Source organism: Nocardioides sp. NPDC051685, assembly GCF_044453405.1.
In the GTDB taxonomy this organism is placed as follows: domain Bacteria; phylum Actinomycetota; class Actinomycetes; order Propionibacteriales; family Nocardioidaceae; genus Nocardioides.
In genome coordinates this window covers 46,970-70,440 of the sequence record NZ_JBITCR010000001.1, presented here as the reverse complement: position 1 = coordinate 70,440, position 23,471 = coordinate 46,970, and the positions used below count along the sequence as shown (strand labels likewise).

Sequence of the window (23,471 nt, the reverse complement as noted above, 5' to 3'; positions counted from 1 at the left end):
CTCATCGGTTCTCCAGGAGGAAGTCGAGGCTGAGTTTGTTGAAGATCTCGGGTTGCTCGTACTGGGGCCAGTGCCCGGCATCGGCGATGACCGCGAGCGTGCCGTGCGGCATCATCTCGGCGATCCGGCGGCCCTCTTCGACGGGACCGGAGGGGTCCTTGGTCGTCCAGATGATCAGGGCCGGAGCGTCGATCGCACGCAGGTCGTCATCGGAGAGCATGTTACGCTTGCGGATCTCGAGGTTCTGCAAGGCCATGTTCATCTCGCATGCCATCTGCCAGTCGGGCTGCTCGAAGATCATCTGGCGGGTGCGGATCAGGTCGTGGGTGACCATGGTGGGGTCCGCCATCAGCCATTCCAGTCGTGCTTTGACCCGCTCCCAACTAGGGTCTTTAGCTGCCTCCATCGATAGGGTGTAGACCTGCTCCATCACGACCGGGTTGGCCATAGTGCCCCCCATGGTGTTGAGCACCAGCCTGTCGACCTTGTCTGGACGTAGCTGAGCCAGCCGGGCCGCGACCCAGCCGCCCAGGGACTCCCCGCTCAACGAGGCAGAGTCGTAGCCAAGGGCGGCGATGAGCTCAAGGACCTGATCTACGTAGTGAGCGATTTCCAGCGGGTGCTCGGGCTTGGTGGAGTACCCGTGGCCGATGAAGTCGACGGCGTAGACGTTGAAGTGCTCAGCGTGTGCAGCGAGGTTGCGTACATAGGCCTCAGCGTGGCCGGTCGTCCCGTGGAGCAGCAACAGCAGCGGCTTGCTGGTGTCGCCGGGTGTGCTCCCAGCGTGCATGTACCGCGTCCGGTACGGCCCCGCGTCGATGAATCCCTGGCTGAACTCCACCTGAGTCAAGTCCGACCAAACACTCGTGTATGGCCTCAAGACGTGTTCGTCTTCGGTCATACTGCCGGAACCGCTGGGCTGACTTTGCACTTTCGCCTCACTCATCTTGGTCGTCTCACTCGTGTTGGATGTTGTTCTGATCTGTTGTTCCCCGCGCCCGTGGGCCTTCCCACCGCTGTGCAATCTCGAGGACGAGGTCACGTCGGGTGCCCGTGGTGCGGTCAAGGACTCGCCTTGTTACTTCGATTGCCGCTCGAGTCCGCCGCGGGACCCCCTGGGGCGGTCGTAGTCATGGATCACTCCCTCCGGGTTGACCGGCCATCCATTCGCGGGCCGCGTTGCTCGGCCTGCGCGGCGAGCTTCACGGCGCCAGTTCAGGCGCCAGGCGTCAGCATATGCACAGATGCTACTCAAATAATGAGTCCTTGCACAGGGTGCGAGTTCAGAAGCGGAATCTTAGGTGTGCAATACCTGCAGCAGCTTCGCTAGTGGATGGCTCTGTGTGATGGCGGACCGCTTGTTCGAGCCGGCAAGGCTTACCTGCGGCGCGGGGGCTGATCGGGGCGGGTCGAGTGTCGACTGCTTGAACTGCTACCGGGTGGGGCCGCCGTCTGTGGGCCGGTCGCGTCAAACCCGCGTCGTCTCGATAGTATAGACACTGGTGCTCACTATATGATAGGACTGGTAATGTTTGTGGCCCAATAGGGGCCTGCGACGGGCTCAAGTAGCTTCGTGAGCGATGCGTTCCCGAGCGGCCATACCCCGGGCTCGCGTCGTCGAACTTGGTAGGCGTCGGCCTAGTGGGGTGCAGAGGTAGCGCCGCGTGACGTGCGGCCGGGTTGAATCGCACATCCGGGGCTCGAGGGCCGTCGCGAATGGCGTACCTATGAAACAGGTGGTGTTGACAGGGTGAACGGGCCGTTAGATGGAGTTCGGGTCGTCGAGGTCGGTGTCTGGCATGCTGGTCCCGGCGCGGGCGCGATCCTTGGTGACCTTGGTGCGGATGTCATCAAGATCGAGTCGCCCAGTCGCGATCCGGAACGCACCGGGCTTGGATCGACGGTGTTGCGGACGCAGGACGTCGACGACGACGACTGGAACGTCTTGTTCGACCTGTCCAACCACAGCAAGAAGAGCCTAAGCATCGACGTTGCTTCCAAAGTCGGCCGAGATGTCGTCCGGCGACTGGTTGCCGTGTCGGACATCTTCATCACAAATCTGCGACCACCGACCAAGCGCAAGCTCGGCGTCGACTTCGAGACTCTCGCCGTCGTGAACCCGGACCTGATCCACATCAATGTCACGGGATTCGGCTCAATGGGCGAAAAGGCCGACGACGGGGCGTTCGACACGCTGGGTCAGGCAGCTTCAGGAATCATGTGGGTGATGGCGGACGATAGTCCGGTCCCGCTGCCCAGCCTGACTGTCGATCATCTCACTGCCACGATGGCAGCGAATGCCGCTATCACGGCGCTTCTCGGACGGATGCGTGGTGGAGGTGGCACGGACGTCCACGTGTCCCTGTACGGCGCTGGAACGTGGTTGTTCTACGGTTGGCTCGCCTCGGCGGGCGCGCTCGGCCGCAATCCCGATCTCCGCTACAACCGCAAGCGGAGGTCTCCGATGCTGAGCGTCTTCGAGTGCGCCGATGGCAAGTGGATCGTAGGCACCAACCCAGGGACGCGGCCGTGGCCGAAATTCTGCGAAGCGATTGGTCGAAATGATCTGATCGGCGGCGGACTCGACCTGACTGATCTGGACGGTCTCGAGAAGCTTTACGATGAGCTCGCCCCGGTCTTCCGGACGAGGACTGCTGCGGAGTGGACCAATGACGTGTTCGTGCCGCGGGGCATCATGTTCGCCCCGGTACAGACCTTTCTCGACGTTCTCGGCGACCCGCAGGCACGCGTCAACGACTATGTCGTCCCGCTGAATCATCCGGTCTTGGGGGACATCACTATGCCCAGCTACCCGGTGCGGTTCGGTGCCTACGACGTGAAGCGCCGCGAGAACGCGGCACCCCGACTGGGTGAACACAACGAAGAGATCCTTGGGTTGATCGGCCTGACCCAGGCGGACATCGAGGCGCCGCAATCTATGCCGGTTCCCAGCCTGCATGGGCCGGTTTCCGATAACGCACCTGAGTAGGCCTCGGCTCAACGCTTCACTCGTTTGACAGAGAGAAATGGACAACAAATGACTGATCGCACGATGACCCTTGTCGCGTTTGTTTCGGCGTCGACAGTCCAGGCATCGATGGGAGGATGGACGCACCCGGCGACCGACGCGCGGATCTTCGACCCGGACTATTACATTGGCGTCGCGCGGACCCTTGAGCGCGGCGGCTTCGACGCGATGTTCATCGACGACCGCCTGGCGATGCCTACGACGTATGGCAACAGCCCCGCGGAGGCGGTGCGTCGAGGGTCGCGGGTGATCAAGCTCGATCCGTTGGTCATCATGAGCTTGCTCGCTGGGCACACGAAGACGCTCGGTCTCGGCGCGACCTACTCGACGACCTACTACGCGCCCTACCACGTGGCTCGTGCGTTCGCGACGCTCGACTTCATGTCCCAGGGGCGAGCGGTGTGGAACATCGTCACCTCCCTCAACTCGGACGAGGCGGAGAACTTCGGCACCGACTACATGGATCCGAGCGCGCGTTATGACCGCGCCGATGAGTTTCTCGAGATCGTTACGCAGCTGTGGGAGTCGTGGGGCCCCGGAGCCGTGCAACTTGATCGCGAGACGCGCACCTTTGCAGACCCGGCGAAGGTCCGCCAACTCGACTACCACGGCAAGTTTCTGTCCTCGAAGGGCCCGCTTACCGTGCCCCGGCCGCCGCAGGACTGGCCACTGCTGCTGCAGGCGGGTCAGTCGGGCCGAGGTCAACAGTTCGCCGCACGCTGGGCCGACCTGGTCTTCACCGCGCCCGTGGATGCCGATGGTGCACGCACGCATTACGCAAACCACCAGCGCTCGCTGGAGGAGCACGGCCGGCCGGAGGGTGCGGCTCGGCTCCTTCCGGCCATCTTGCCGATCGTCGGGGAGACCGAGGAACTGGCTCTGCTCAAGCAAAAGATCTACGACGACAACACCGATCCAGGTGAGCAGCTCGTCATGTTGTCCGAGTCGGCGAACGTCGACCTGTCGAAGTACCCGCACGACGAGCCGATTCTTGATCAGATCCTTGCCGACGTGACAGGCAGCCAGGGCCTGTTCGCTAACGCGGTGGCCCGGGCGAAGCGTAACTTCGGTGAGAATGCGACCGTTCATGACCTTGCCAAGTCGCAGTCCCGGGGCGGTACATACCGCATGGTCGGCAGCCCGACCCAGGTGGCCGACCAACTCGAGGAGTGGTTCACGAGCCGCGCATGCGACGGCTTCGTGCTTCTGCCGACGTTCATGCCGGGGGCGTTCGAGGACTTCAGCCGACTCGTCGTGCCGGAGCTGCGCAAGCGTGGCCTCGTGCGGCCGGAGTCGTACGAGCCCGGCCCGCTGCGCCAGCGACTCGGCTTCCCGAAGCGCTCGGACTAGTCTCTCGGATCTGAGATGTCGTGGTGAGGAAGTCCGAGCTTCGGTAGAACATTACCGAATTCCCGCTTGATCTCAGCAACGGGCAGTTGAGGGCGCGATGAGCCGGGACTGGCCGGAGATCGACAACCAGCTTCTCGATCCGACCTGGTACGCGAAGGGCGACACTCAGCCCACGTTCCAAGTGCTGCGCGAGGACCCAATCCACTGGACCGAGGACACCAGCTACGGCAAGTACTACTGGGCGGTCGGTATGACGACATCAAGGAGTATCTGCTCAACCCGCGCAGATTGAGCTCGCGGTGGGACACCCGCGTGCCACGCACCCCGAAGCGCTTGACTCCCGAGGAACGGCTCGAGGTCGCCTATGACGTCGGCCCGAGCACGCTCGATTCCCCGTGCATGACCTGAAGAGTCGGTTCGCGGGCGCAATTGCCGCTTGGATCGAGACGCCGCGCAAGGTCGGCGGGGACGGGCCTGTGGCTGCTCCTGACACACCCCGAGCAGCGGGCGAGGCTGCTCGGGGACCCGGGCATGGTTCTCCTGGGGCCGTCGACGAGGTGTTGACGTGGGCGACGCCGGCGAAGAACCGCCTGCGGATCGCGACCGAGTGTCGAGGACTTCGAGTGGCATGGCCGGTGGATCTGTGTCAACGACTGGGTTGTCGGTTCTTGGCTTCTGCGAACTGGGACGAGCGGGTCTTTCCGGACGCGAGTCGCTTCGTCATCGAGCACCTGTGCCTGGGCAGGTACCACGCTCGACTCGAACTCGACCTTATACACCAAGGTCCTTGTCGTCCGACTTGGAGGTCCTCGATCTGGAACACTCTCGGTGGATCGCCGACCGTAGTGTCAATGGGTTCACCGAGACGACAGCACGCATCACCGCAGCCGCGTCCGCATCTCGCCGATTTCCTGACGCTGTTCACCGAGCCGGAGGTGCGACCCCCTAGCTCGGATCAGTCCGACCCTGGCGCTCGCCCGCATCGCCCCGACGTTATCCTAAGGAGTTCCAGGAACACCGCGACGGGAAACGGCGATTCGGGCCGGTCCAAGTCAGGTGCTGGCACCCGGAAACGGCTGATGATCGGCTCAAAGCACAATGCCCAAGTCGGGATTGAATGCTTCCGGCATCGGCACCCGGCGGACGAAGCGCCACATGCCATCTCCGCAACGGACGAGGCGGTCGGCGTAGCTGCCGAAGCTGTGCAGGACTGGGCGGTCGTCTAGGAGGTCGATCCGAACAAGCGTGCTCGTGGCGGTCGCAGTGTCGCTGTCGAGCGAACACGACCGCGTTGAACGGTTCCAAGTCGGTCTCAGTGAACTCGCCGGCGGCGTAATCACGGAGCAGCACCGGATACGCCGCGACGGGCGGGGCTGGCGGCGCGTTCCGATTGTCACCTCGTGGCCGTTCGATGCGAGCAGATCAGCGACGTGGTGGCCGAACATCCCGGTCCCGCCCACGATCGGGGTTCGTATGGCGCTTCGTTTCGATCGGTAGGCAAGAACTCCATCCCACCTTACCGCCCTGTATATGAGACACGGTGCTTCTATATATGAAGTGATGACCTGAGTGATGGTCGTTCGGCGCAGGCGGGTCCGCGGCTCCTTGCTGCGTTGTTGGCTCCGAACGACGCTGGCGACCGTCGGGGCGCGGCAGGGCTGGAGCACTTGACGGGTGATCGTCGACACATTTAGAGTGAGCAATTAGCGAACCATCGTGGTACACATGTTGCACAAACTGGTTGGCCCTTGTATCGGGTTCAACGGGGCAGTTCCTGGGCCGCAGTAGCCGTCTGGGCGTGTGTTCCGCCGGCTCGCTGCGCTGTAGGTCAGAGTGCGTGTTGGCAAGGTTGCGCAAGAGCAAGGTGCCCCTCTGGGGTCATACACGGTCTAGTGGACGGCGAAATGCGAAGGGAACATCGGACGTGACGGTGAGCGAGAACGAGTACGTTGCAGGCGCCGAGCACTGGCTCAGAGATCTGGAGAAAGCGCTGAGCTCCCAGAATCGAGATTCACTGGAGGGTCTCTTCGTCGATCCGTCATATCTGCGAGACAATGGTGCTCTGACCTGGGATTTCCTTCAGTATCACGGTCGGGACGCGGTCGTCACAACCCTGCTGGCCACGCAAGACGAAATCCAGCCGCACGGATTCGTACTGTCACGTCGTTGGCCGGCGCCGCGCGTGGTTGGTGAAGGGCAAGAGGCACGGCTGGAGGTGTTCGCCGACTTCCAGACCAAGCACGGACTGGCGACGGCGTTCGTCCACGCCTCGCTGAACGAGAATTCACCCCATGGGTTCGACGTCTTCGCCGTCTTCACTCGGCTTGAGGGCATCAAGGGCCACGAGCCCTCGGAGCGTTATCCGCGTGGCATCGGATTCGAGCCGAGTCGACCCGACGAAAACTGGCTGGACCGCCAGGCCGCCCTGCTGGAGTATCGAGATCGCGACCCCGAGGTGCTCATCATCGGCGGAGGCCAGGCTGGGCTCATCACTGCCGCGCATCTAAAGAACCTTGGGGTCGATGCGCTCGTCGTCGAGAAGAACGAGCGGGTGGGGGACAACTGGCGTAAGCGTTATGAGTCGTTGTTCCTGCACAACCCTATCGAGATGAACGACTTCCCGTTCCTGGACTTCCCGGGCCACTACCCGGAATACCTCCCCAAGGACGCGATGGCCGAATGGCTGGAACTCTACCAGCGCTACCTCAACCTCAACGTCTGGTTGTCGACCGAGTTCGTCGGGGCCCAGTACGATGAGCAGACCCACTCCTGGACGGCGGCGATTCGCCGGGGCGACCAGGCGGAGCGGGTTCTTCGCCCGAAGCACATTGTTCACTGCACGGGCGGCTTCGGCGGAAGGTTGCGATTCCCGGATCTCCCGGGGCTATCTGACTTCCAGGGGACGATCATTCATTCCGAGCAGTATCGGCGCGCCGCCGACTATGAGGCGAAGCGCGCGGTGGTGTTGGGCGTCGCGACGAGCGGGCACGATGTCGCCGAGGACCTGTACCGAAACGGTGTCGATGTCACCCTGGTGCAGCGTGGTCCGATCGTCGTGAGCAACCTCGAAACGGCTAATGAGCTTGTCTACGCTGGCTTCCTCGATCCGAACCAGCCCACCGAACTTGTCGACGTCAGGTACGGCATGGGCTGGATCTACCCACTGCGGGTCGAGAATGCGCGTAAGTCGCATCAGCTCATGGTCCAAAAGGACGCTGAGATGCTCAGGGGGCTTGAGCAGGCCGGAATGAAGTTGTGGGACGGCCCGAACGGGATGGGTTGGCTGGGGCTGTATTGGAGCAGGGGTGGGGGTTACTACCTGAACAAGGGTGCTTCAGAACTGATCGCGTCCGGCCAAATTGGACTTATGCAGGCCGAACAAATTGTCAAGGTCGTCCCTGACGGTCTGGAACTGGCAGACGGCCGCGTCGTCGAAGCGGACCTGCTGGTCTGCGCGACGGGTTACGAGAACCGCGTGATCGAACTTTCTGACCAGTTCGGCGAGGAGGCTGCTGCCAAGCTGGGTCAGATCGCCGTACTCGACGAGACGGGGGAGTGGCGCGGTTTCTGGGGCCAGAGCGGGCAACGCGGTCTGTGGATCAATGGAGGCGGCATCAACAGCGCCCGGCCCCAGTCTGAGCGGATGGCTCTGCTGATCAAGGCAGACCTGGCGGGTTTCATCCCCGACTCCTTCCGCCGTCCACCCAGGCAGGAGCAGGATCGGCGGTTCGCAAGTGTCCCGGCGTTGGCATCTCAGTCATCCTCGGGCGAGGTTCCACCTCATCTGCGCGATGTCCTCGGGAAGCGCGTGGACATCGCGCCGACCGCCCCGTTCTGACGCTATGGACGTCGTCGACGAGTTCTGAGCACACGGAGGTCTCATGTCATCGGTACCCGCTACGCAGGTGGCGCCGCGCCATTTTCGCGACGTGTTGGGCGAGTTGCCCACCGGCGTGGTCGCCATCACGACGCGATCAGTCGACGACGGCCTGCCGATCGGAATGACGGTTGGTTCATTCACGTCCGTTTCGTTGGACCCGCCCTTGGTTGCATTTCTTCCAGCCCGTTCGTCCTCCACCTTTCCGTTGGTACGGGAGACGGGAAGGTTTTGCGCGAACATCCTGGCCAGTGGACAGGAGGCCGTGGGGCAGAAGCTCGCGACCAAGGGTCAGGATCGATTTGCCGATGTGCCTTGGCACCCTGCGCCAGGTACGGGTGCGCCAATCATCGATGGCGCGCTCGCCTGGGTCGACTGTGAGATCGTCGACGTCTACGAGGCGGGCGACCATGACATCGTCATCGGCCGCGTACATCAACTGGAGTTCGAGTCGCGCGGTACGCCGCTCGTGTTCTACGAAGGTGGGTATGGAACGTTCACGCTGAGGTCACTTGTACTCGCGACCCGTGGAAGGTTGAACGAGTTCGTCACGGTCGCGAATGACCTGCGCCCCGAACTCGAGCAACTTTCACAGGAGTTCGGCGTCGAATGTCGCGTCTTCGCACGAGAAGAGGACGCGCTGATCGTGGTCATGACCACGGGCTACGACGGGCCGGCCGATCGAGTTGGAATGGTGGTTCCGTTCTCACCTCCGTTTGGGATGAGCTTCGCCGCTTGGGGGACGTCAGAGACCCGGACGGCCTGGTATGACGCGTCACCGCAGACACTGTCGCCGGAGGAGCGGAGTGCCCTGGATGCTCAGTTGGACAACGTCCGCCTGAAGGGCTGCGTGGTGTCGTACGCAAACGAGCCGACACTGGAGATCGCGGTGTTGCTCGAGGACATGGCGCAGTACGGCCATACGCCTCGCTTTGAGCGGCAGTTGAAGGACGCGGGGCGGGAGTTGGCCGCGAAGCTGAGTGCTTTGCCGGACCTCGACTCCACGAACGTCGGGTCGGTGCGCTCGATCCAGGTCCCGGTGCTTCGGGGCGAAGACGATCCGGTCCTTCACCTGTCGGTGAGCGGCTTCAAGCCGGATTCGGAGCTTGCTGTGGTGCAGGCCGCCCGCGACAGGTTGGTCGAGATCACAACGAAGGCCTCGATGACCCTTCGGGGGTAGTCGTTGCTTTCGGTGGCCGGCTGGTGAACACAACAACCCAGCACCCGCAGTCTCTGATTGGAGCAGTAGTTCATGACCGAAGGCGTGCTCAGCGGAGTGCGAGTACTTGAGTTCGGTGGCGTCGGTCCTGGCCCGTACGGGGGGATGCTGTTGGCCGATCTTGGCGCGGACGTCATCCGGATCGAGCGGACAGAAGAAGCCGGCTCCGGCGAGAAGCGGAGCATCCTCAACAGGGGCAAGCGCTCGGTTGCAGTCGACCTCAGGAATCCTGCGGCGCTCGAGGTTGTGCGCGAACTTGTGCTGAGCGCTGATGTGCTTGTTGACCCGTTTAGGCCGGGCGTGATGGAACGCCTCGGACTCGCCCCGGACGTAGTTCACGCCTGGAGTCCGCGGCTGGTCTACGCGCGGATGACCGGGTGGGGGCAGGACGGACCGTATGCGCGGACGGCGGGCCACGACTTGGACTACATCGCCGTCACCGGGTTGCTTCATGCCATCGGTGAGGCGGATGGTCCGCCACAAGTGCCGCTGAACATCGCGGGTGACTTCGGTGGCGGCGGCACGTTCCTCGTGATCGGCGTGCTCGCTGGATTGTTGCAGGCCCGTGCCACTGGGACCGGAACCGTGGTCGACGTGGCGATGGTGGATGGGGCCGCAAGCCTGATCGCCGGGACCCTGACCATGCTGAACGGTGGACGCTGGGTTGACGAGCGGGGAGTCAACCTCCTGGACGGCGGCGCTCCATTTTATTCCGTCTACAGCACCAAGGACGACCGACACCTCGCGGTCGCACCGCTCGAGCCGAAGTTCTTTGCAGAATTCGTACGAGTCTGCGGCGTCGACATCGACCCGGCGAAACAGTATGACCGCTCTGCCTGGCCGGCGATGCGTAGGGCCATCACTGATCGGATCCGGTCCAGGTCGTTGAACGAGTGGATCGATGACTTCAGGGGCAGCGATTCCTGCGTCGCGGCGGTTGAGTCGCTATCTACGGCAGCCAGCAACGAGCACCTGCTCGCGCGAGGCACGATTCTGCGCGAGACAGGTGGGTTGCAGCCGGGTATAGCGCCGCGAATCGCCGGGTATCGCACGGTGCCCCCGCCTTTGGGATCGTCGCCCACGACGGGCGCTCATACGCGCGAGGTGCTAGACGCACTAGGACTGGATGTCGACGCTCTCGTCGATGAGAAGGTGGTGGCGGCGTCCGACGGGGATGGACAAGCGGTGCGGTCGCGTTGATCGGGCCGCAGGTGTGTGCAGAGACCGGATAGTCGTTGAGGCGTTCGCATGTCGAACTGTCCAGAAAGTCACCAGGCAATGACGCTGCGGCTATCCAAACTGTGGGCTGGTCAGCTCGCGGCGTGAACCTGTGCGTCACAGCCAAGTATTTTGACGAAGGGTGCGAAAATGCAGGATCTAGTTGGTCGAGTGGCATGGGCTGCGGGCGGCGCCAACGGTTTGGGCCGGGCAGGAGCCGAAGCACTCGCGAGGCGTGGCGCGACGGTCGTCGTCGCGGATCTCGACGAGGCGGGCGGTCAGGCGTGTGCCGAGCAGCTGTCAGCGCACGCGGCCGAATCGGTGTTCGTGTCGACGAACGTTCTGAGTGACGAGTCGGTCGAGGCAAGCTTTCAGGAGGTCGAGCGTCGGTTCGGTCGGCTCGACATCCTCGTCAACTCAGCCGGTGTGGTGGTGCAGAACGCCACTGACCGCGCCTTCGAGAAGAACCTCGACATGCTGCTGGTCGGTGCCTGGCGTGGGGTTCGATTCGGGCTTCCGCTGATGGTCAAGTCTGGTGGAGGCAGCATCATCAATGTCTCCTCGATCGCCGGCATCACAGGTTCTATCGGCGCTGACGGTTATGGTCCCTCGAAGCACGGGGTGATTGGATTGACGAAGGACATTGCGTTGCGCCACGCCGGCGATAACGTGAGGTCGAACGCGGTGGCTCCCGGCTACATACTTACTCAGATGACGAGGCCGTTCTTCTCCAGCGAGGAGGAGAGCCAGCAGCTGATCAACGAGAAGCTCCGTGTTCCGATGCGTCGGTGGGGTCGGCCGGAGGAGATCGGCTCTGTCATTGCATTTCTCGCTTCCGACGAATCTTCGTTCGTCACGGGTACGGTGATCGTCGCGGACGGCGGTCTCACAGCAAGATGAGCCGGACCCACCCATGCTGAGGAGTGCCGTCGCGCGGCGTGCCGACCCCTGCGGTGCACCGAGGTTTCGCAGAGACATTTGCCGATTCGGGTTCGATCGGCGATTGACCTCACACAATCGCAAGGGAGTCAACGTATGACATCAGAACTGCCGAGCCCCGATGAGGTGCGCGGATATCTCACCGAACTCAGCAACTGGGGCCGTTGGGGAAGAGACGACCAGCGTGGAACGATCAACCTGATCACCGCACGGAAGCGCGTAGAAGCCGCCCAACTGGTGCGCACCGGTCGAACCGTTTCGCTGGGGCGGCCGTTGGCGACGGTGCCGGGACCGAGGAACCCGCAGCCGGCAGTACAGTTTTGGACGAGGAGTCCGATTCGCCGCGGTGGTCATGCCGGCGATTTTCTTGGCGTGCAAAGCCACGGTCACGCCACCACACACCTCGATGCCCTGTGTCACGTGTGGGACGAGAATGGCATCTACAACGGCCGAGACCCGGAAGAAACGATCGAGATCGGGGGCGCGAACTTCGGGGCCATTGACGCCTGGTCTGACGGAATCGTGACCCGCGGCGTGATGCTCGACGTCCCCCGCCACCGCGGCAGTGCTTTCGTTGCCCAGAACGAGCCGGTGCATGGATGGGAGCTCGAAGCCATCCTCGTGGAGCGCGAAATCGAGCTGCGGCCAGGCGATGCGCTCGTGGTGAATTGCGGGCGGGAAGCCTGGCAGGAGGCGAACCCAGATCGACCATATGGACATTACAACAACGCGGAAGGCATCAGTGAGGCTCCGGGTCTGCACGCATCGTGCCTTCCATTCTTGCGCAAGTATGATGTCGGTGTCTTGGTCTGGGACATGCTCGACGCGAAGCCATTCGGATATGACGTCACCTGGACCATCCATGGCGCGATCCATGCTTTCGGCCTGGCCATTCTCGACAACGCACTCACTGAGCCGCTGGCCGTGGCGTGTCTCGAGCAGGGCCAGGATGAGTTCATGATCTTCGTATCGCCGCTCGTACTGGAACGGGGTACATCTTCACCTGTCAACCCGATCGCGGTTTTCTGATTCGCCGGCGACTGTAGGGAAGCGGAGCATCCCGGGCACCTGGATTCGCCAGATTGCCTGTTCCTGTGAGGTGCCTGGGATTGAAGGCGGCAGGGCTCGGACCAGTCTGGGTTGCGATCGTCCAGAGAGCCAGCTCTGGCGACACTTAACGCGTGTGGGTGTTTGCGGCGCTCTTGACAGAGCGCCGCGGCCTACTTAAGATTGTTGCAATATATGAACAAATGGCGATCAGTATTGGAGACGGACGGAGTGGTTCAAAGCGCACCCGCGCCTTGGGTGGGCTGTCGAAGCTCAGTTCGTTCGCCTTGGAGCATCACTGCTCGTGCCTCTGCATATCGACGCTGGTGGAGGCGAGCATGAGTTGACCGCGGCGGATGGCGAGACGCTCATGAGTTTGGGTATTCGAGCAACATTCCGGGTGCCGATGGTGAGTGCAGTGTGGAGATGCCGTGTGCGACCCGTCATGTGTACATCAGCGATGAATGGCGACGAAGATCCGTCCTTGCTCGCAGGAAGTGGATCCGTTGGAGACGGACAACAGGTCTACTGACGAGAGTCGTCTGGGGGCAGATGAGGGGTGAGCAATGCTCTCGAAGGCTTGATCGCGCGTTTGCCAGCCTAATCAGGATAGGCGTGGCTGGAAGGAATGAGGACTTGGTGATGCAGGCACGCTCGTATGACGTCCTGGTCGTGGGCAGTGGTCACGGCGGCGCTCAGGTTGCGTCTTCGTTGATGCTGGCGAAGTTTCAGGGATCGGTCGGGCTGATTACACTAGAGGATTGCCTACCATATCAGCGCCCGCCGTTGACCAAGGGATTGCTGGTCGGCGACGTCGCCGACGAAGATCTTGAGTTGCGCGGGGCGGATTTCTGGAGACACTCGGGCGTGGATCTGCTTTTGTCTACCGAGGTGACATCGGTAGAGCCGGGCGCACACACTGTGACCACGGCGGATGGTGGCACGATCGGATACGGGACGTTGGTCTGGGCGGCAGGCGGCGTGGCGCGATCGTTGACAGTGCCAGGCGGTGACTTGGCGGGTATCCATACGCTGCGGACCAGGTCCGACGCTGAGGCGCTGCGTGCAGAGTTGAGCGAGGTCTCAACAGCGGTGATCGTCGGCGGTGGCTATGTCGGGTTGGAGTCGGCGTCTTCGCTGGTCGGGGCCGGCGTGCGGGTGACGCTGGTCGAAACTATTGATCGTCTTCTTTCGCGGGTATCAGGCTCCGTAGTTGCCGACTATGTCGCCGCCCGTCATCGAGCTAACGGTGTCGACGTTCGGCTGGGCAGTGCAGTCGCCGAGATCGTCGGCGAGAGCGGCCGCGCGGCAGGGATCCGGCTGACATCTGGGGAGGTTATTCCTGCCGATATGGTCATCGTCGGTGTCGGGTTGGTTCCAGCGATCACGCCGCTGGCCGACGCCGGGGCTGAGGCGAGCAACGGTATCGATGTCGACGAGTTCTGCAGAACGTCGCTCCCCGACGTCTACGCCATCGGTGATTGCGCGAACTTCGCCTGTGGCTACGCAGACGGCGAGCGCGTGCGACTGGAATCGGTTCAAAACGCAGTGGACCAGGCCAAGGTCGTAGCTTCCGCGATCGTCGGGTCACCGCAGCCGTATGACTCGTTGCCGTGGTTCTGGTCGCATCAGTACGACGACAAGCTGCAGACCGCCGGATTGCTGTCCGGCCATGACGAGTTTGTCGTTCGGGGTGATCCAGCCACGGGGCAATTCAGCGTGGTCTACCTCAAGGCAGGGCGCATAATAGCGGTCGATGCGGTCAATTCTATCCGTGACTTCGCTCAAGGTAAGAAGACGATCGGCAAACGGGTTGCAGTATCTCGAGAGAAACTCGCCGACATCGACTTTCCGCTACACCAGACGGTCGAGGTTGCATCCGTGGCCGGGACGGGGAGCTAATCGAAAATAGCCGAGACGAGGCCCCTAAATTGGAGACAGGGCCCGGCGGCTATCGACGCACCGAAAAGCCAGACAGAGGACAATGAATGACAACGCTTGACCGCGTACAGACCCATACTCTAGAAGATCTTGTAACCGAGCGGTGGAGCTGCCGTGCCTACCGCGACGGAAGCGTGCCCCACGACACGATCGTGCAGCTCCTCGAACTGGCGCAGAAAGCACCATCCTGGTGCAACACCCAGCCGTGGGAGGTGATCGTGACCGAAGGTGAAGGCACAGAGCGTTTCCGGCGGGCACTCATCGCGCATGCCAGCGATCGGGATTCCACTCCCGAACCCGATATCCCGATACCGGCGAAATACGCTGGCGTGCACCTGGAGCGGCGGCGGGAGAGTGGGTGGCAGCTCTACGAAGCCGTCGGGATTGCCCGCGGCGACCGCGAGGCTTCGGCGCAACAGGCGTTGAAGAACTTCGAACTCTTCGGAGCACCGCACGCCGCAATCATAACCATCGACACCAGCCTGGGGGCGTATGCCGCGCTCGACACTGGAGTCTACGTCGCGAACTTCCTGCTTGCGGCGCACAGTTTCGGCCTGGCAGCGATTCCGCAAGCCGCCCTCGCGCTTTACTCGCCCTTCATTCGAGACTACTTCGCGATCGCCGATGACCGCTCAGTTCTGCTAGGCATCTCGTTTGGGTACCCGGATCAAGATCATCCCGCCAACAGTTATCGCACAAACCGAGCCGGCCTCGAGCAGGTAGTTCGTTGGGTCAACGACTAATGTGATTGGTGACGGTGTGACCGCTCCGGGTTCTGTGCAACTTCCACGGCCCATCACGCTTGGACGCCGTAGGCGCCGGTCGCCGATAGGAGTATCTGAACTGGTCATTGGCTGGCGGTGAATGTTGCTGGCGACGCGGCGGTGCGGTTGATTTCTTGCCAGCCCCGAAGCGAGTGACCTGCCCGCGCGACCAATCCGCAGCGCCACTCGTTTCAAGGCAAAGCCCACGACTAGCAATCCGCCGATCTCACATCCACGTCAAGCTCGCCGGGCGGCGGTGAGGGCTCGTCCCGCCCCTCTCGACCCACGTCGGTGGAGTCGGAGCGCACTCATCGGCGTACTGCATCATTTGCACACAGTGGTCCAGATTATGGATCCGATGACAAATCCCTCTCGTCGGCGTTGGACGGGCATCTGCTTGCCGGTTGAGCATCTAGGGAGACCGCGTGTGGACCCTTACCCTGCGAGAGTGGGCGCTGTGGCGAGGGGTGTCGACTTTCAACGTGAGCCGTGTTGGCGCCCTTCAATGATGCGGACGATCCTTTCATGAGTAGGCCCGGAGCCCGGTGGGTCGACATGCGTATGTGACTTCGTCGCCGGCGGCGCGATCCTTATTATCGAACGTGTCTTGTTCAAATAGTGAGAGGATGTGGTTTACATCACGCCTGTTCGGGGGTAGCGTCGTCTTCGCAGCAGAGGCTGGGAGGAGGCGGGTATCGGTGCACTGGTTCAGTGAACGCGGCGTTGTGCAGCTCGGGAACTCGGCGGCCGAACGTGAGGCGCGTCCGGCAGCCCAGTTGGCTGCGCTCGAACAACGCGACGACGCTGCCAAGTGGGAAGCCTCCACTCGTTGTCCGCGATGGCTTCGCGCTACTCGCGCACGACTCCTGATCCCGCGAAATCGGCGAGATCCTTTGTCTCGAGGCGGTGGTGATCTCCACTGCATGTTCGTCGTGGTGGTGTGACGGCACGTGGACTCAATCGTACGCCCGGGCCCTCTGTTTCATTGGAGCCACGTCATAGATCCTGACGACATTTGGATCCCCGGTTAGGGGGTGGATCCGTAGCGACGAGGTTACGCCGTGCGCGGGCTGCCTTGTCTTGCGGTGGACCGAGGGCGAGCCCGAATGCGGACCTAAATTGGTACGCAGAGGTTCCAGCGCCTGGTCATGTGACGTTGTCGTGGCGCATTGGCCAGGGAACTAGGTAGGAAGCGCTGACAATTGCGAGAGATCTCGGGCGAAAGGGTAGATACTATTATGGCCTGGATACGTTGGATTGACGCGGTTAGCAAAGGCGCCGCAGCTATAGCTGCAGTCCTCGCCGCTGTGATGGCGCTGCACATTGTGGTGGATGCGGTCGCACGCTCGGTCTTTCGCGACCCGTTGCCCGGCACGCTCGAGATTACTCAATATCTCTGGATGCCAGCGATGATCTCGCTCTCGCTCGGCTACGCCATGTACCGAGGCGAGCACATCCGAGTAGACCTGCTCACATCGGGAGCGGGAACCCGGACCCGACGGGTCGTTGAGATCGGCGGAGCGTTCCTTTCCTTGGCCGTGCTCGTCGTTGTCGCGTGGGCCGGCGTAGATCGGGCGCGTGCCTCGGTCGGCACTTTCGAACACTCTGCTGGCTCCGACTGGGTGCCGATCTGGCCGGGACGCGCACTTGTGGCTATCGGTCTCGTCGTGCTCGTGCTGCAGGTCCTCGCGCAGCTCATGCGGGCCTTCCGGAACGAGTTCCAGAACGCGGACCAATACCTGATCATGCCCGGTGACTCCGCGCCCGCGCCTGCGATAGGCGAGACGTCGCTCACGCCGAACGTGCTTGAGAAGACGCCCCTCACGTCAAAGCGGGCCCTTCAATGAACACGATCACTACGGGAAGCGTTGGCCGGGTTCAAGCCGACTGTCCGGCCCCACGCTCGAAGGCGCGTGCGCGCCGTCGTGTCTTCGCCTTGAGTGCCGCCGCCGTTGCCGTGGCACTGATCGTCGGTTACCTGTTCCTGGTGCCCTCCGACCGGCTGCTGGTGGGTGTGGCCGTCGTGCTCCTGATGATCGCGCTCATGCTCCTCGAGGTGCCGATCTTCATCACCATGATCGCGTCCGCGATGGTCGGGATGCTCGTGCTCGCCGGGGAGAGACCCGTGTGGGGCACAGTTCGCGACGTCGTATTCACGTCCTTCGGGTCGTGGTCCCTCAGTGTCATTCCGATGTTCGTGCTGATGGGTGTGGCTCTCAGCAAGACCGGAATCATGGCTGGTGCCTACGACGCGGCGAGGAAGTGGTTCGGGAATGTACCGGGTGGACTCGCGGTTTCTACGAGCTTTGCGGGTGCCGGAATGGCTGCGATCAGCGGTAGCACCATGGCGATCACCTACGCGATCGGGAGGGTCGCGATTCCGGAGATGATTCGCGCAGGCTACAGGCCCAGCTTGGCCGTTGGGTCTGTCGCGACCGCGGGGACTCTCGGCCAGGTGATCCCACCGAGTGTCATGCTCGTTATCTATGCGGGTGTGGCCAGTACCCCCGTCGGTCCCCAGCTCATCGCCGGCGTCATTCCCGGGCTACTACTCGCCGTTCTGTTCGTCCTGGTGATCATCGGCTGGGGGATCGTCGTGCCTGGCGCGGCCTCACGAGGCGGCAGTTTTTCGTTGCGTGAGCGATTGTTTTCGCTTATTGGACTCACTCCGGTGGTTCTTATCGCGGCTCTCGTTCTCGGGGGAATCTTCAGTGGGTTCTTCACGGTTACCGAGTCCGGAGCGCTGGGTGCAGTGGTGGCGCTCCTGATCGGGGGAGCCGCGATCTTGTTCCAAGTCCGCAGGGCAGGCTCCAGGGGTGAGCCGGAGGATTTCGGTCCGGTGGCCGCGCGATACTTGTCTTCTACATTCCTGGAATCCATCGCTGCGGTTGCCTCGATCTTTGCGCTCCTCATCGGCGTGAACATGCTCACCAGGGTGATGGCAATCAGTGGGCTGGCTCGAGGCCTCGCCGACCTTGTGATCGATCTCCAGCTCAGCAAGATGGGCTTCTTGTTGCTCTTGATCCCGATCTATCTGATCTTGGGCTTCTTCCTTGACACTCTCGCGATGATGCTCTTGACAATTCCCGTGTTCCTCGGGCCGCTCGTCGCTCTCGACGTCGACCTGATCTGGTTTGGGATATTCCTCATCGTGCTCGCTGAGATCGATCTTATTGCTCCGCCGCTAGGAATCCTCAACTTCGTGGTTCTCGGAATTGCGCGATCGGTCAGACAACCGGGCGATCCCGAGATCACAATCATTGACGTTTTTAAAGGGGTCACTCCTTTCATCCTGGCCTGCATCGCCTTCCTAGTGCTCCTGGTGCTGTTCCCGGAGATCGCGACATGGCTCCCCAGTGTGTCGTCAAGCAAATAGGCTATGTAAGTAGTTAGGGAGATTGAAGGCAAAGTGACTCGCCAAGATGATTCGCATAGTGTCTCTGTCCGTAGCAGTACTCTAAGGAACCCAATGACGCGTCGGCGCCGGACGAGCGCCTTTGGGGCAGCATTTCTAATGCTAGCTGTAGCGGGCTGCGGGGGAGGAACAGCAGGGTCGACCGGGGATGGCGACGATATCGCGTCCATGGAGCCGATCACGCTGATCGTCTCCGAGCCGCTTCCGCCGACCTCGACAAACAACCGGGGCACCGAGCGGTTCATGGAGTATGTGACCGGGCACACCGATGGCAAGGTCACCTTTGACGTCTATGACACGAGCACGCTGCACCCGATGCAAGAGGCGATCTCCGCGATGGAGTCCGGACTCTCAGACATTACCCTATATATTCCGGGTCTCCTCGGCTCCGACGTACCTACCGGTGCGTGGCAGGCAGGCCTCTCGGGGATGACCACTTCCATGCCGATGGACATGCTCGCCGGCTCCGTCGCCGCAACCGCGACATTCACCAGCGGACCGGTGGTGAATGAGTTGGCGGAGCATAACGCTGTCTATCTCGGTGGGTTTACGTCCGACAGCTATACACCACTGTGCCGGTCGCCTCTGGATAAGCTCGCGGAGGCGAAGGGAAAGCTCGGGCGGAGCGCGGGCGGCACCTACGACGCGGAGATGGAGGCGATTGGCATGACACCTACGCTGGTCGATTCGAACGAGGTGTACGAGGCACTGCAGCGAGGCACCGTCGATTGCCACGTCGGCAGCCTCGAGAACTTCGCAAAGGAAGGCTTGGCCGAGGTAGCGAAGTTCTATACGCCACTGTCATTCAGTCCCAACACCGGACCTGGTTACATCATGAACAAGGAAAAGTTCGACGCGCTTCCGGCGGCAGTCCAGGAAGTCTTCCGGGAGGCCAGTCCGCTCTTCGGAGTTGGAAACAGCAGTGCGTTAGTTGAGCGGTACGTTGAGTGGTATGGCTCTGCCGAGGACGAGTTCGGAGTCACGTTCGTGCGGCCAGCGGATGATCTAGCCGACACTCTCGCCGAGTTCCGGGAGGAGGAGGCGGCAACGCTCGCCGAGCGCGCGCCGGATTCGGTGGCCGACCCGCAGGCAATCATCCAGCGCTACAAGTCGGTGTACGAAGAGTGGGTGAGGATCCTTACAGACGAGTTCGGCGTCCCGAAGACCGACGGGTCGCCCGAGTCAATGCTCGCCGCACTTGAATACGTTGCCGAAGACCTCGACTGGGACGCCTATCGTCAACGTATGTACGAGTATCTGCGCGACCTCGAGGACTACGAGTGACTCTGAGGGTTCCTTCCTCGTCCGACGCGACAACCCGCGCCTGACGACGGGTTGAACCGCGACCGCCTTAGTCCGACCGCGCAATGTGGCGTGAATGAACACTGGGTCTCGCCGACGAGATCGATGGGACTACCCGCGTGGGCCTGACCAATCAGGCTCGGCCCGCTGAAGAAATGAAGGAGAAAGCACGTGCACGTACCAGGAATCCGAACGAAGCTCACCTCGATGATCGACTCAGGGCAGACACCACTCGGTGCCTGGATCACGTCGAGCGACCCGTCGACCTCGATGATCCTGGGTAGCGTCGGGTACGACTTCCTTGTCATCGATGACGAACACGGGGTGCTCGGTCCCAGAGACATCCTCAACCATGTTCGTTCCGCATGGGCGACCGGGATTCCCGCGCTCCAGCGGGTCGGCGCGAACGATCTACGGTCCATTCAGCGGGCACTCGACACTGGCGCAGATGGCGTGATCGTTCCCAAGGTTGGCACAGCCGAACAAGCCCAGCGAGCTGTCAAGGCGAGCCGCTACGAACCAGCGGGACGCGGAATGTGTCCAGTCGTGCCCGCGACCACCTGGTCGCAGGACAACTGGGCGGAGTACGTTGAGATCGCAAACCGGGAAGTCACCGTCGTTCCGCTCATTGAGACTGTGGAGGGCGTTCGGAACTTCGCCGAGATCGCCGCTGTTGATGGCATCGACTTCGCCTTCTTCGGGTACGCAGACCTCGCTCTCGATCTCGGCGTCGACATGTACGCCGACCGCGCCCAGCTGGAGCCTCTCTGGGAAGAGATGAAGCAGATCGCCGCGGGCGCTGGCGTGCGACTCGGCATGCCTCTCGGTTCCGGCCTCGAGGGAACCACATGGGGCACCGCGGGGAGCGACCTCAACCTACTCCGGTCCACGGCCCGAGATGCACTGCTCGCCGCTCGGCAGAGGTATACCCCGGCGGGCAGCAGTAAAGGTGTAGGGTGAATCGGCTCGGGGCGGTGTTTACGGTACTCATCGGGGTCCCGGGCCATATCGCCGAGCGCAGGCACCCGAGGGCGCTCACACCACAAGGTGGTATGCGACCAGCACCAGATCGCCATGATCAGGGCGCCCAACGTCGCCAATGCTGCGCGCCGCCGGAAGGAGGAGTTCCACCGAGTGACTCGAGGTCGGCGCAGGGCGGACCGCCGCGAGTACTTGAAGCGGGCCATCGGGCACGGCATCAACGCCCGTCGAATGCAGAGCTATGCAACGACTTCACTCGCCTGCGCCGTCCAGGCGAGACTGCCCGCAGCACCACGCGATCATCGACTGCCGAACCTCAGGGTGCCGACGCGAAGCGGCCGCGGGTGCTTGGTATGCGACGCCTCGTAGGTCATGACCTGCTCTGGGAGCGCCCAGGTCGCCTTCGTCGAGGCACGGGGCACCCCTCGGCGCTGGCGGGACGCAAGCGACGCCCCGAGGTCATCGCAGACACCAGCAGGACAGCGAAAGGATGGTTCGATGAGCGCACGTTCATTCTCCTCCGTTCCGGCCGCCTGTCGAGCAGCGCGACTTTGTACATGCCGGCGAGGCACGACGCGGATAGTGTTGGTGCGCCATGAACGCTGCTGCCGAAAACGGCCACCTGACGCCTGTCAAAACCGGATTGGTGTGGGGGCTCAAGCGAAGCCTGCTCGCTTACCTCCAGCGGATTCCAGACGGTGCGGTCTCAATCGACCGTGGCGCGAGATTCACGAGCACGTACGCCTTCCTCTTCCCGCTGCTCAACTCTGACTCGTTCGACCCCACCACCGGATCGGGAGTCCTTCAGTTCGGTGGTGTAATACATCTGCACGGCCACTTCGGGACTATGGACGTGACACTCGCCGAGCCATGGCTGCATCTCGACGGGCACGTCGGATCCTTGTCGTTCGGCGCACCCGGGGACACGGCCCACGGGGTTCGAAGCACGCTCTTCGAGATCCCTGACGTCCCGCGCGCCGCGTCCGTCGATGGCACTATTCGCTGGGACGGGCTGCTGCCGAGTATCGGTGTGACGGGCGCCGAGCTGTTCAAAGGAAACTACCCGATTGGTACCGCCTTCGATCCCCTCGACGTACGCATCCCCGTCCCGACGTAGGCGAAGGCGATTGTGTGTGAGCACGGGAGCGCGGGCTCCTGACCATCGCGTAGACTCCACGCGGAGGGTCCCGACGCCGCCCACCTTCGCAGGCTCAGCAGAATCTCGATTAGATTCATCATGCATGCTCGGCAAGGTGAGGGGTGTCTGGCATACCCGATATGCTCGCCTCCTGCGACCGCACCTGCCTGCTTCCAGTACTCGCCGCCACCGGAAGCGCCATCGATCAGAATGGGGACCATGACTGTCTCGGCCTCATCGCAGGAAGCGATCCCGCCAGGAGCACAGACACTCGCCCGCGGGCTCGCCATCCTTGAGTACCTTGTCGAAAGCGGAGCACCCGTGACTGCGACGGAGATCGCCGCGCAATCGGGCACCCATCAGAGCTCCGCTTCCAGGCTGCTCAAGGGCCTCATAACTGCCGGCTACGTGCGAAAGGTGCGTGGTAAAGGCTTCGCGCCGGACGTCGGGGTGTTCTCACTCGCGGCGAACACTGCCAAGGCATTCGCCCCCACAGAGGAGACGCAGCGCGCAATGCGAGAGTTGAGCCGCCAATCCCCTCACCACATCATCACTCTGGGCGCTTTGTGGGATGAGACACTCGTTCACCTGTATCGGGTGTCCAGTACCGAGGAGCCCTTTCCGCTGTCGGTGTCGTCGATGCCGCTCCACCTGTCATCACACGCCCTCATCGCGCTCATTCAACAGCCCGAGAACGAAGCTCTCATGGCGCTCGAGCATTCGCGAGCGCGGTTCGGCTGGGCTCGCCCGACCCGAAACATCCCGCCAACGGAGGCGGAGGTGCTCGCCTTAGCTCGTGAATCCTGCGAGGACGACATCCTGATCCTCGACGACTGGTCGGTTCGCTCGCGCCGCGCCACGTGCATTCGAATCGATGCCCCATGGGGGCCGGCGGCGCTGACATATCTCGGGGGCAAGGGTCTGAGCCCGCGGCCGAAGATGCGAAAGCTCGCGCGCGAGAGTGCGATGGCCATCGAGGCGACGTTCCACTGATGATCGGTGCCCCTGTGCTCCCCATCCCTGTCGCGTCGATCCGAGAATGAGACGGCTGCTGCATCCCTGTCGCGTTCCGGCTCGCCCTCTCACCTGATCCGCGGTCACACGCGAGATGGCGCTGACCCCCAGAAGCGGTGGGCGACGTGACGCGCTATCCATCCCTCCGAGAGGCTGCGGCGATCGGTTGGGAGCCGCTGTCGTGCAGTCGAGCACGACGCTGCCGATCTGCCGGATGCTTGTACTAGCGACCCGATGA

Annotated in this window: 18 protein-coding genes; 16 read left to right on the top strand and 2 right to left on the bottom strand. The window is 62.5% G+C overall.

Annotation, left to right across the window (positions count from 1 at the left end; translation table 11 throughout):
• Position 1: 1 nt before the first annotated feature.
• Positions 2–841 (bottom strand): alpha/beta fold hydrolase, encoded by an 840-nt coding sequence (locus ACIA03_RS00315; RefSeq protein WP_396978124.1) that lies wholly within the window; start codon positions 839–841, stop codon positions 2–4.
• Between the two features lie 909 nt (positions 842–1,750).
• Here ACIA03_RS00315 and ACIA03_RS00310 point away from each other — a divergent pair.
• The 3 genes from ACIA03_RS00310 (at position 1,751) to ACIA03_RS00300 (ending at position 4,670) form a co-directional block, all read left to right on the top strand.
• Positions 1,751–2,989, top strand: a complete 1,239-nt coding sequence (locus ACIA03_RS00310) for a CaiB/BaiF CoA transferase family protein (RefSeq protein ID WP_396978121.1) — start codon at positions 1,751–1,753, stop codon at positions 2,987–2,989.
• 48 nt (positions 2,990–3,037) lie between these two features.
• Positions 3,038–4,378: an NtaA/DmoA family FMN-dependent monooxygenase gene (locus ACIA03_RS00305; RefSeq protein ID WP_396978119.1), complete on the top strand. Its 1,341-nt coding sequence runs from the start codon at positions 3,038–3,040 to the stop codon at positions 4,376–4,378.
• A 97-nt stretch (positions 4,379–4,475) separates the two neighbouring features.
• The gene (locus tag ACIA03_RS00300; RefSeq protein WP_396978117.1) at positions 4,476–4,670 is read left to right on the top strand and encodes a hypothetical protein; all 195 of its coding nucleotides are present in this window, start codon (positions 4,476–4,478) and stop codon (positions 4,668–4,670) included.
• A 796-nt stretch (positions 4,671–5,466) separates the two neighbouring features.
• Here ACIA03_RS00300 and ACIA03_RS00295 read toward each other — a convergent pair.
• Entirely contained in the window at positions 5,467–6,066 is a 600-nt protein-coding gene (locus tag ACIA03_RS00295) for an NAD-dependent epimerase/dehydratase family protein (protein ID WP_396978115.1), read from the bottom strand.
• Positions 6,067–6,308: 242 nt separating this feature from the next.
• Between ACIA03_RS00295 and ACIA03_RS00290 the strand changes: the two genes are divergently transcribed.
• The 13 genes from ACIA03_RS00290 (at position 6,309) to ACIA03_RS00230 (ending at position 23,212) form a co-directional block, all read left to right on the top strand.
• Positions 6,309–8,216, top strand: coding sequence for a flavin-containing monooxygenase (locus ACIA03_RS00290; protein ID WP_396978112.1), 1,908 nt, complete (start codon positions 6,309–6,311; stop codon positions 8,214–8,216).
• A gap of 43 nt (positions 8,217–8,259) precedes the next feature.
• Positions 8,260–9,435 (top strand): flavin reductase family protein, encoded by a 1,176-nt coding sequence (locus ACIA03_RS00285; protein ID WP_396978109.1) that lies wholly within the window; start codon positions 8,260–8,262, stop codon positions 9,433–9,435.
• 72 nt (positions 9,436–9,507) lie between these two features.
• Positions 9,508–10,674: a CaiB/BaiF CoA transferase family protein gene (locus tag ACIA03_RS00280; protein WP_396978107.1), complete on the top strand. Its 1,167-nt coding sequence runs from the start codon at positions 9,508–9,510 to the stop codon at positions 10,672–10,674.
• A 189-nt stretch (positions 10,675–10,863) separates the two neighbouring features.
• Complete coding sequence (locus tag ACIA03_RS00275) at positions 10,864–11,592, top strand: SDR family NAD(P)-dependent oxidoreductase (RefSeq protein WP_396978104.1); 729 nt, start codon at positions 10,864–10,866, stop codon at positions 11,590–11,592.
• Between the two features lie 135 nt (positions 11,593–11,727).
• Positions 11,728–12,660, top strand: coding sequence for a cyclase family protein (locus tag ACIA03_RS00270; protein ID WP_396978102.1), 933 nt, complete (start codon positions 11,728–11,730; stop codon positions 12,658–12,660).
• A gap of 660 nt (positions 12,661–13,320) precedes the next feature.
• The gene (locus ACIA03_RS00265) at positions 13,321–14,580 is read left to right on the top strand and encodes an NAD(P)/FAD-dependent oxidoreductase (protein ID WP_396979860.1); all 1,260 of its coding nucleotides are present in this window, start codon (positions 13,321–13,323) and stop codon (positions 14,578–14,580) included.
• Between the two features lie 86 nt (positions 14,581–14,666).
• A complete protein-coding gene (locus tag ACIA03_RS00260; protein WP_396978100.1) occupies positions 14,667–15,362 on the top strand; it encodes a nitroreductase in 696 nt (231 codons plus the stop codon).
• A gap of 1,331 nt (positions 15,363–16,693) precedes the next feature.
• Positions 16,694–17,230, top strand: a complete 537-nt coding sequence (locus ACIA03_RS00255) for a TRAP transporter small permease subunit (protein ID WP_396978097.1) — start codon at positions 16,694–16,696, stop codon at positions 17,228–17,230.
• Entirely contained in the window at positions 17,227–18,759 is a 1,533-nt protein-coding gene (locus ACIA03_RS00250; protein WP_396978094.1) for a TRAP transporter large permease, read from the top strand. The genes ACIA03_RS00255 and ACIA03_RS00250 overlap by 4 nt, the downstream gene beginning before the upstream one ends.
• 207 nt (positions 18,760–18,966) lie before the next feature.
• Positions 18,967–20,082 (top strand): hypothetical protein, encoded by a 1,116-nt coding sequence (locus ACIA03_RS00245; RefSeq protein WP_396978091.1) that lies wholly within the window; start codon positions 18,967–18,969, stop codon positions 20,080–20,082.
• A 189-nt stretch (positions 20,083–20,271) separates the two neighbouring features.
• A complete protein-coding gene (locus ACIA03_RS00240) occupies positions 20,272–21,060 on the top strand; it encodes an HpcH/HpaI aldolase/citrate lyase family protein (RefSeq protein WP_396978089.1) in 789 nt (262 codons plus the stop codon).
• 616 nt (positions 21,061–21,676) lie between these two features.
• Complete coding sequence (locus tag ACIA03_RS00235) at positions 21,677–22,198, top strand: HtaA domain-containing protein (RefSeq protein ID WP_396978087.1); 522 nt, start codon at positions 21,677–21,679, stop codon at positions 22,196–22,198.
• A 240-nt stretch (positions 22,199–22,438) separates the two neighbouring features.
• Positions 22,439–23,212, top strand: a complete 774-nt coding sequence (locus ACIA03_RS00230; protein WP_396978085.1) for a helix-turn-helix domain-containing protein — start codon at positions 22,439–22,441, stop codon at positions 23,210–23,212.
• Positions 23,213–23,471: the final 259 nt, after the last annotated feature.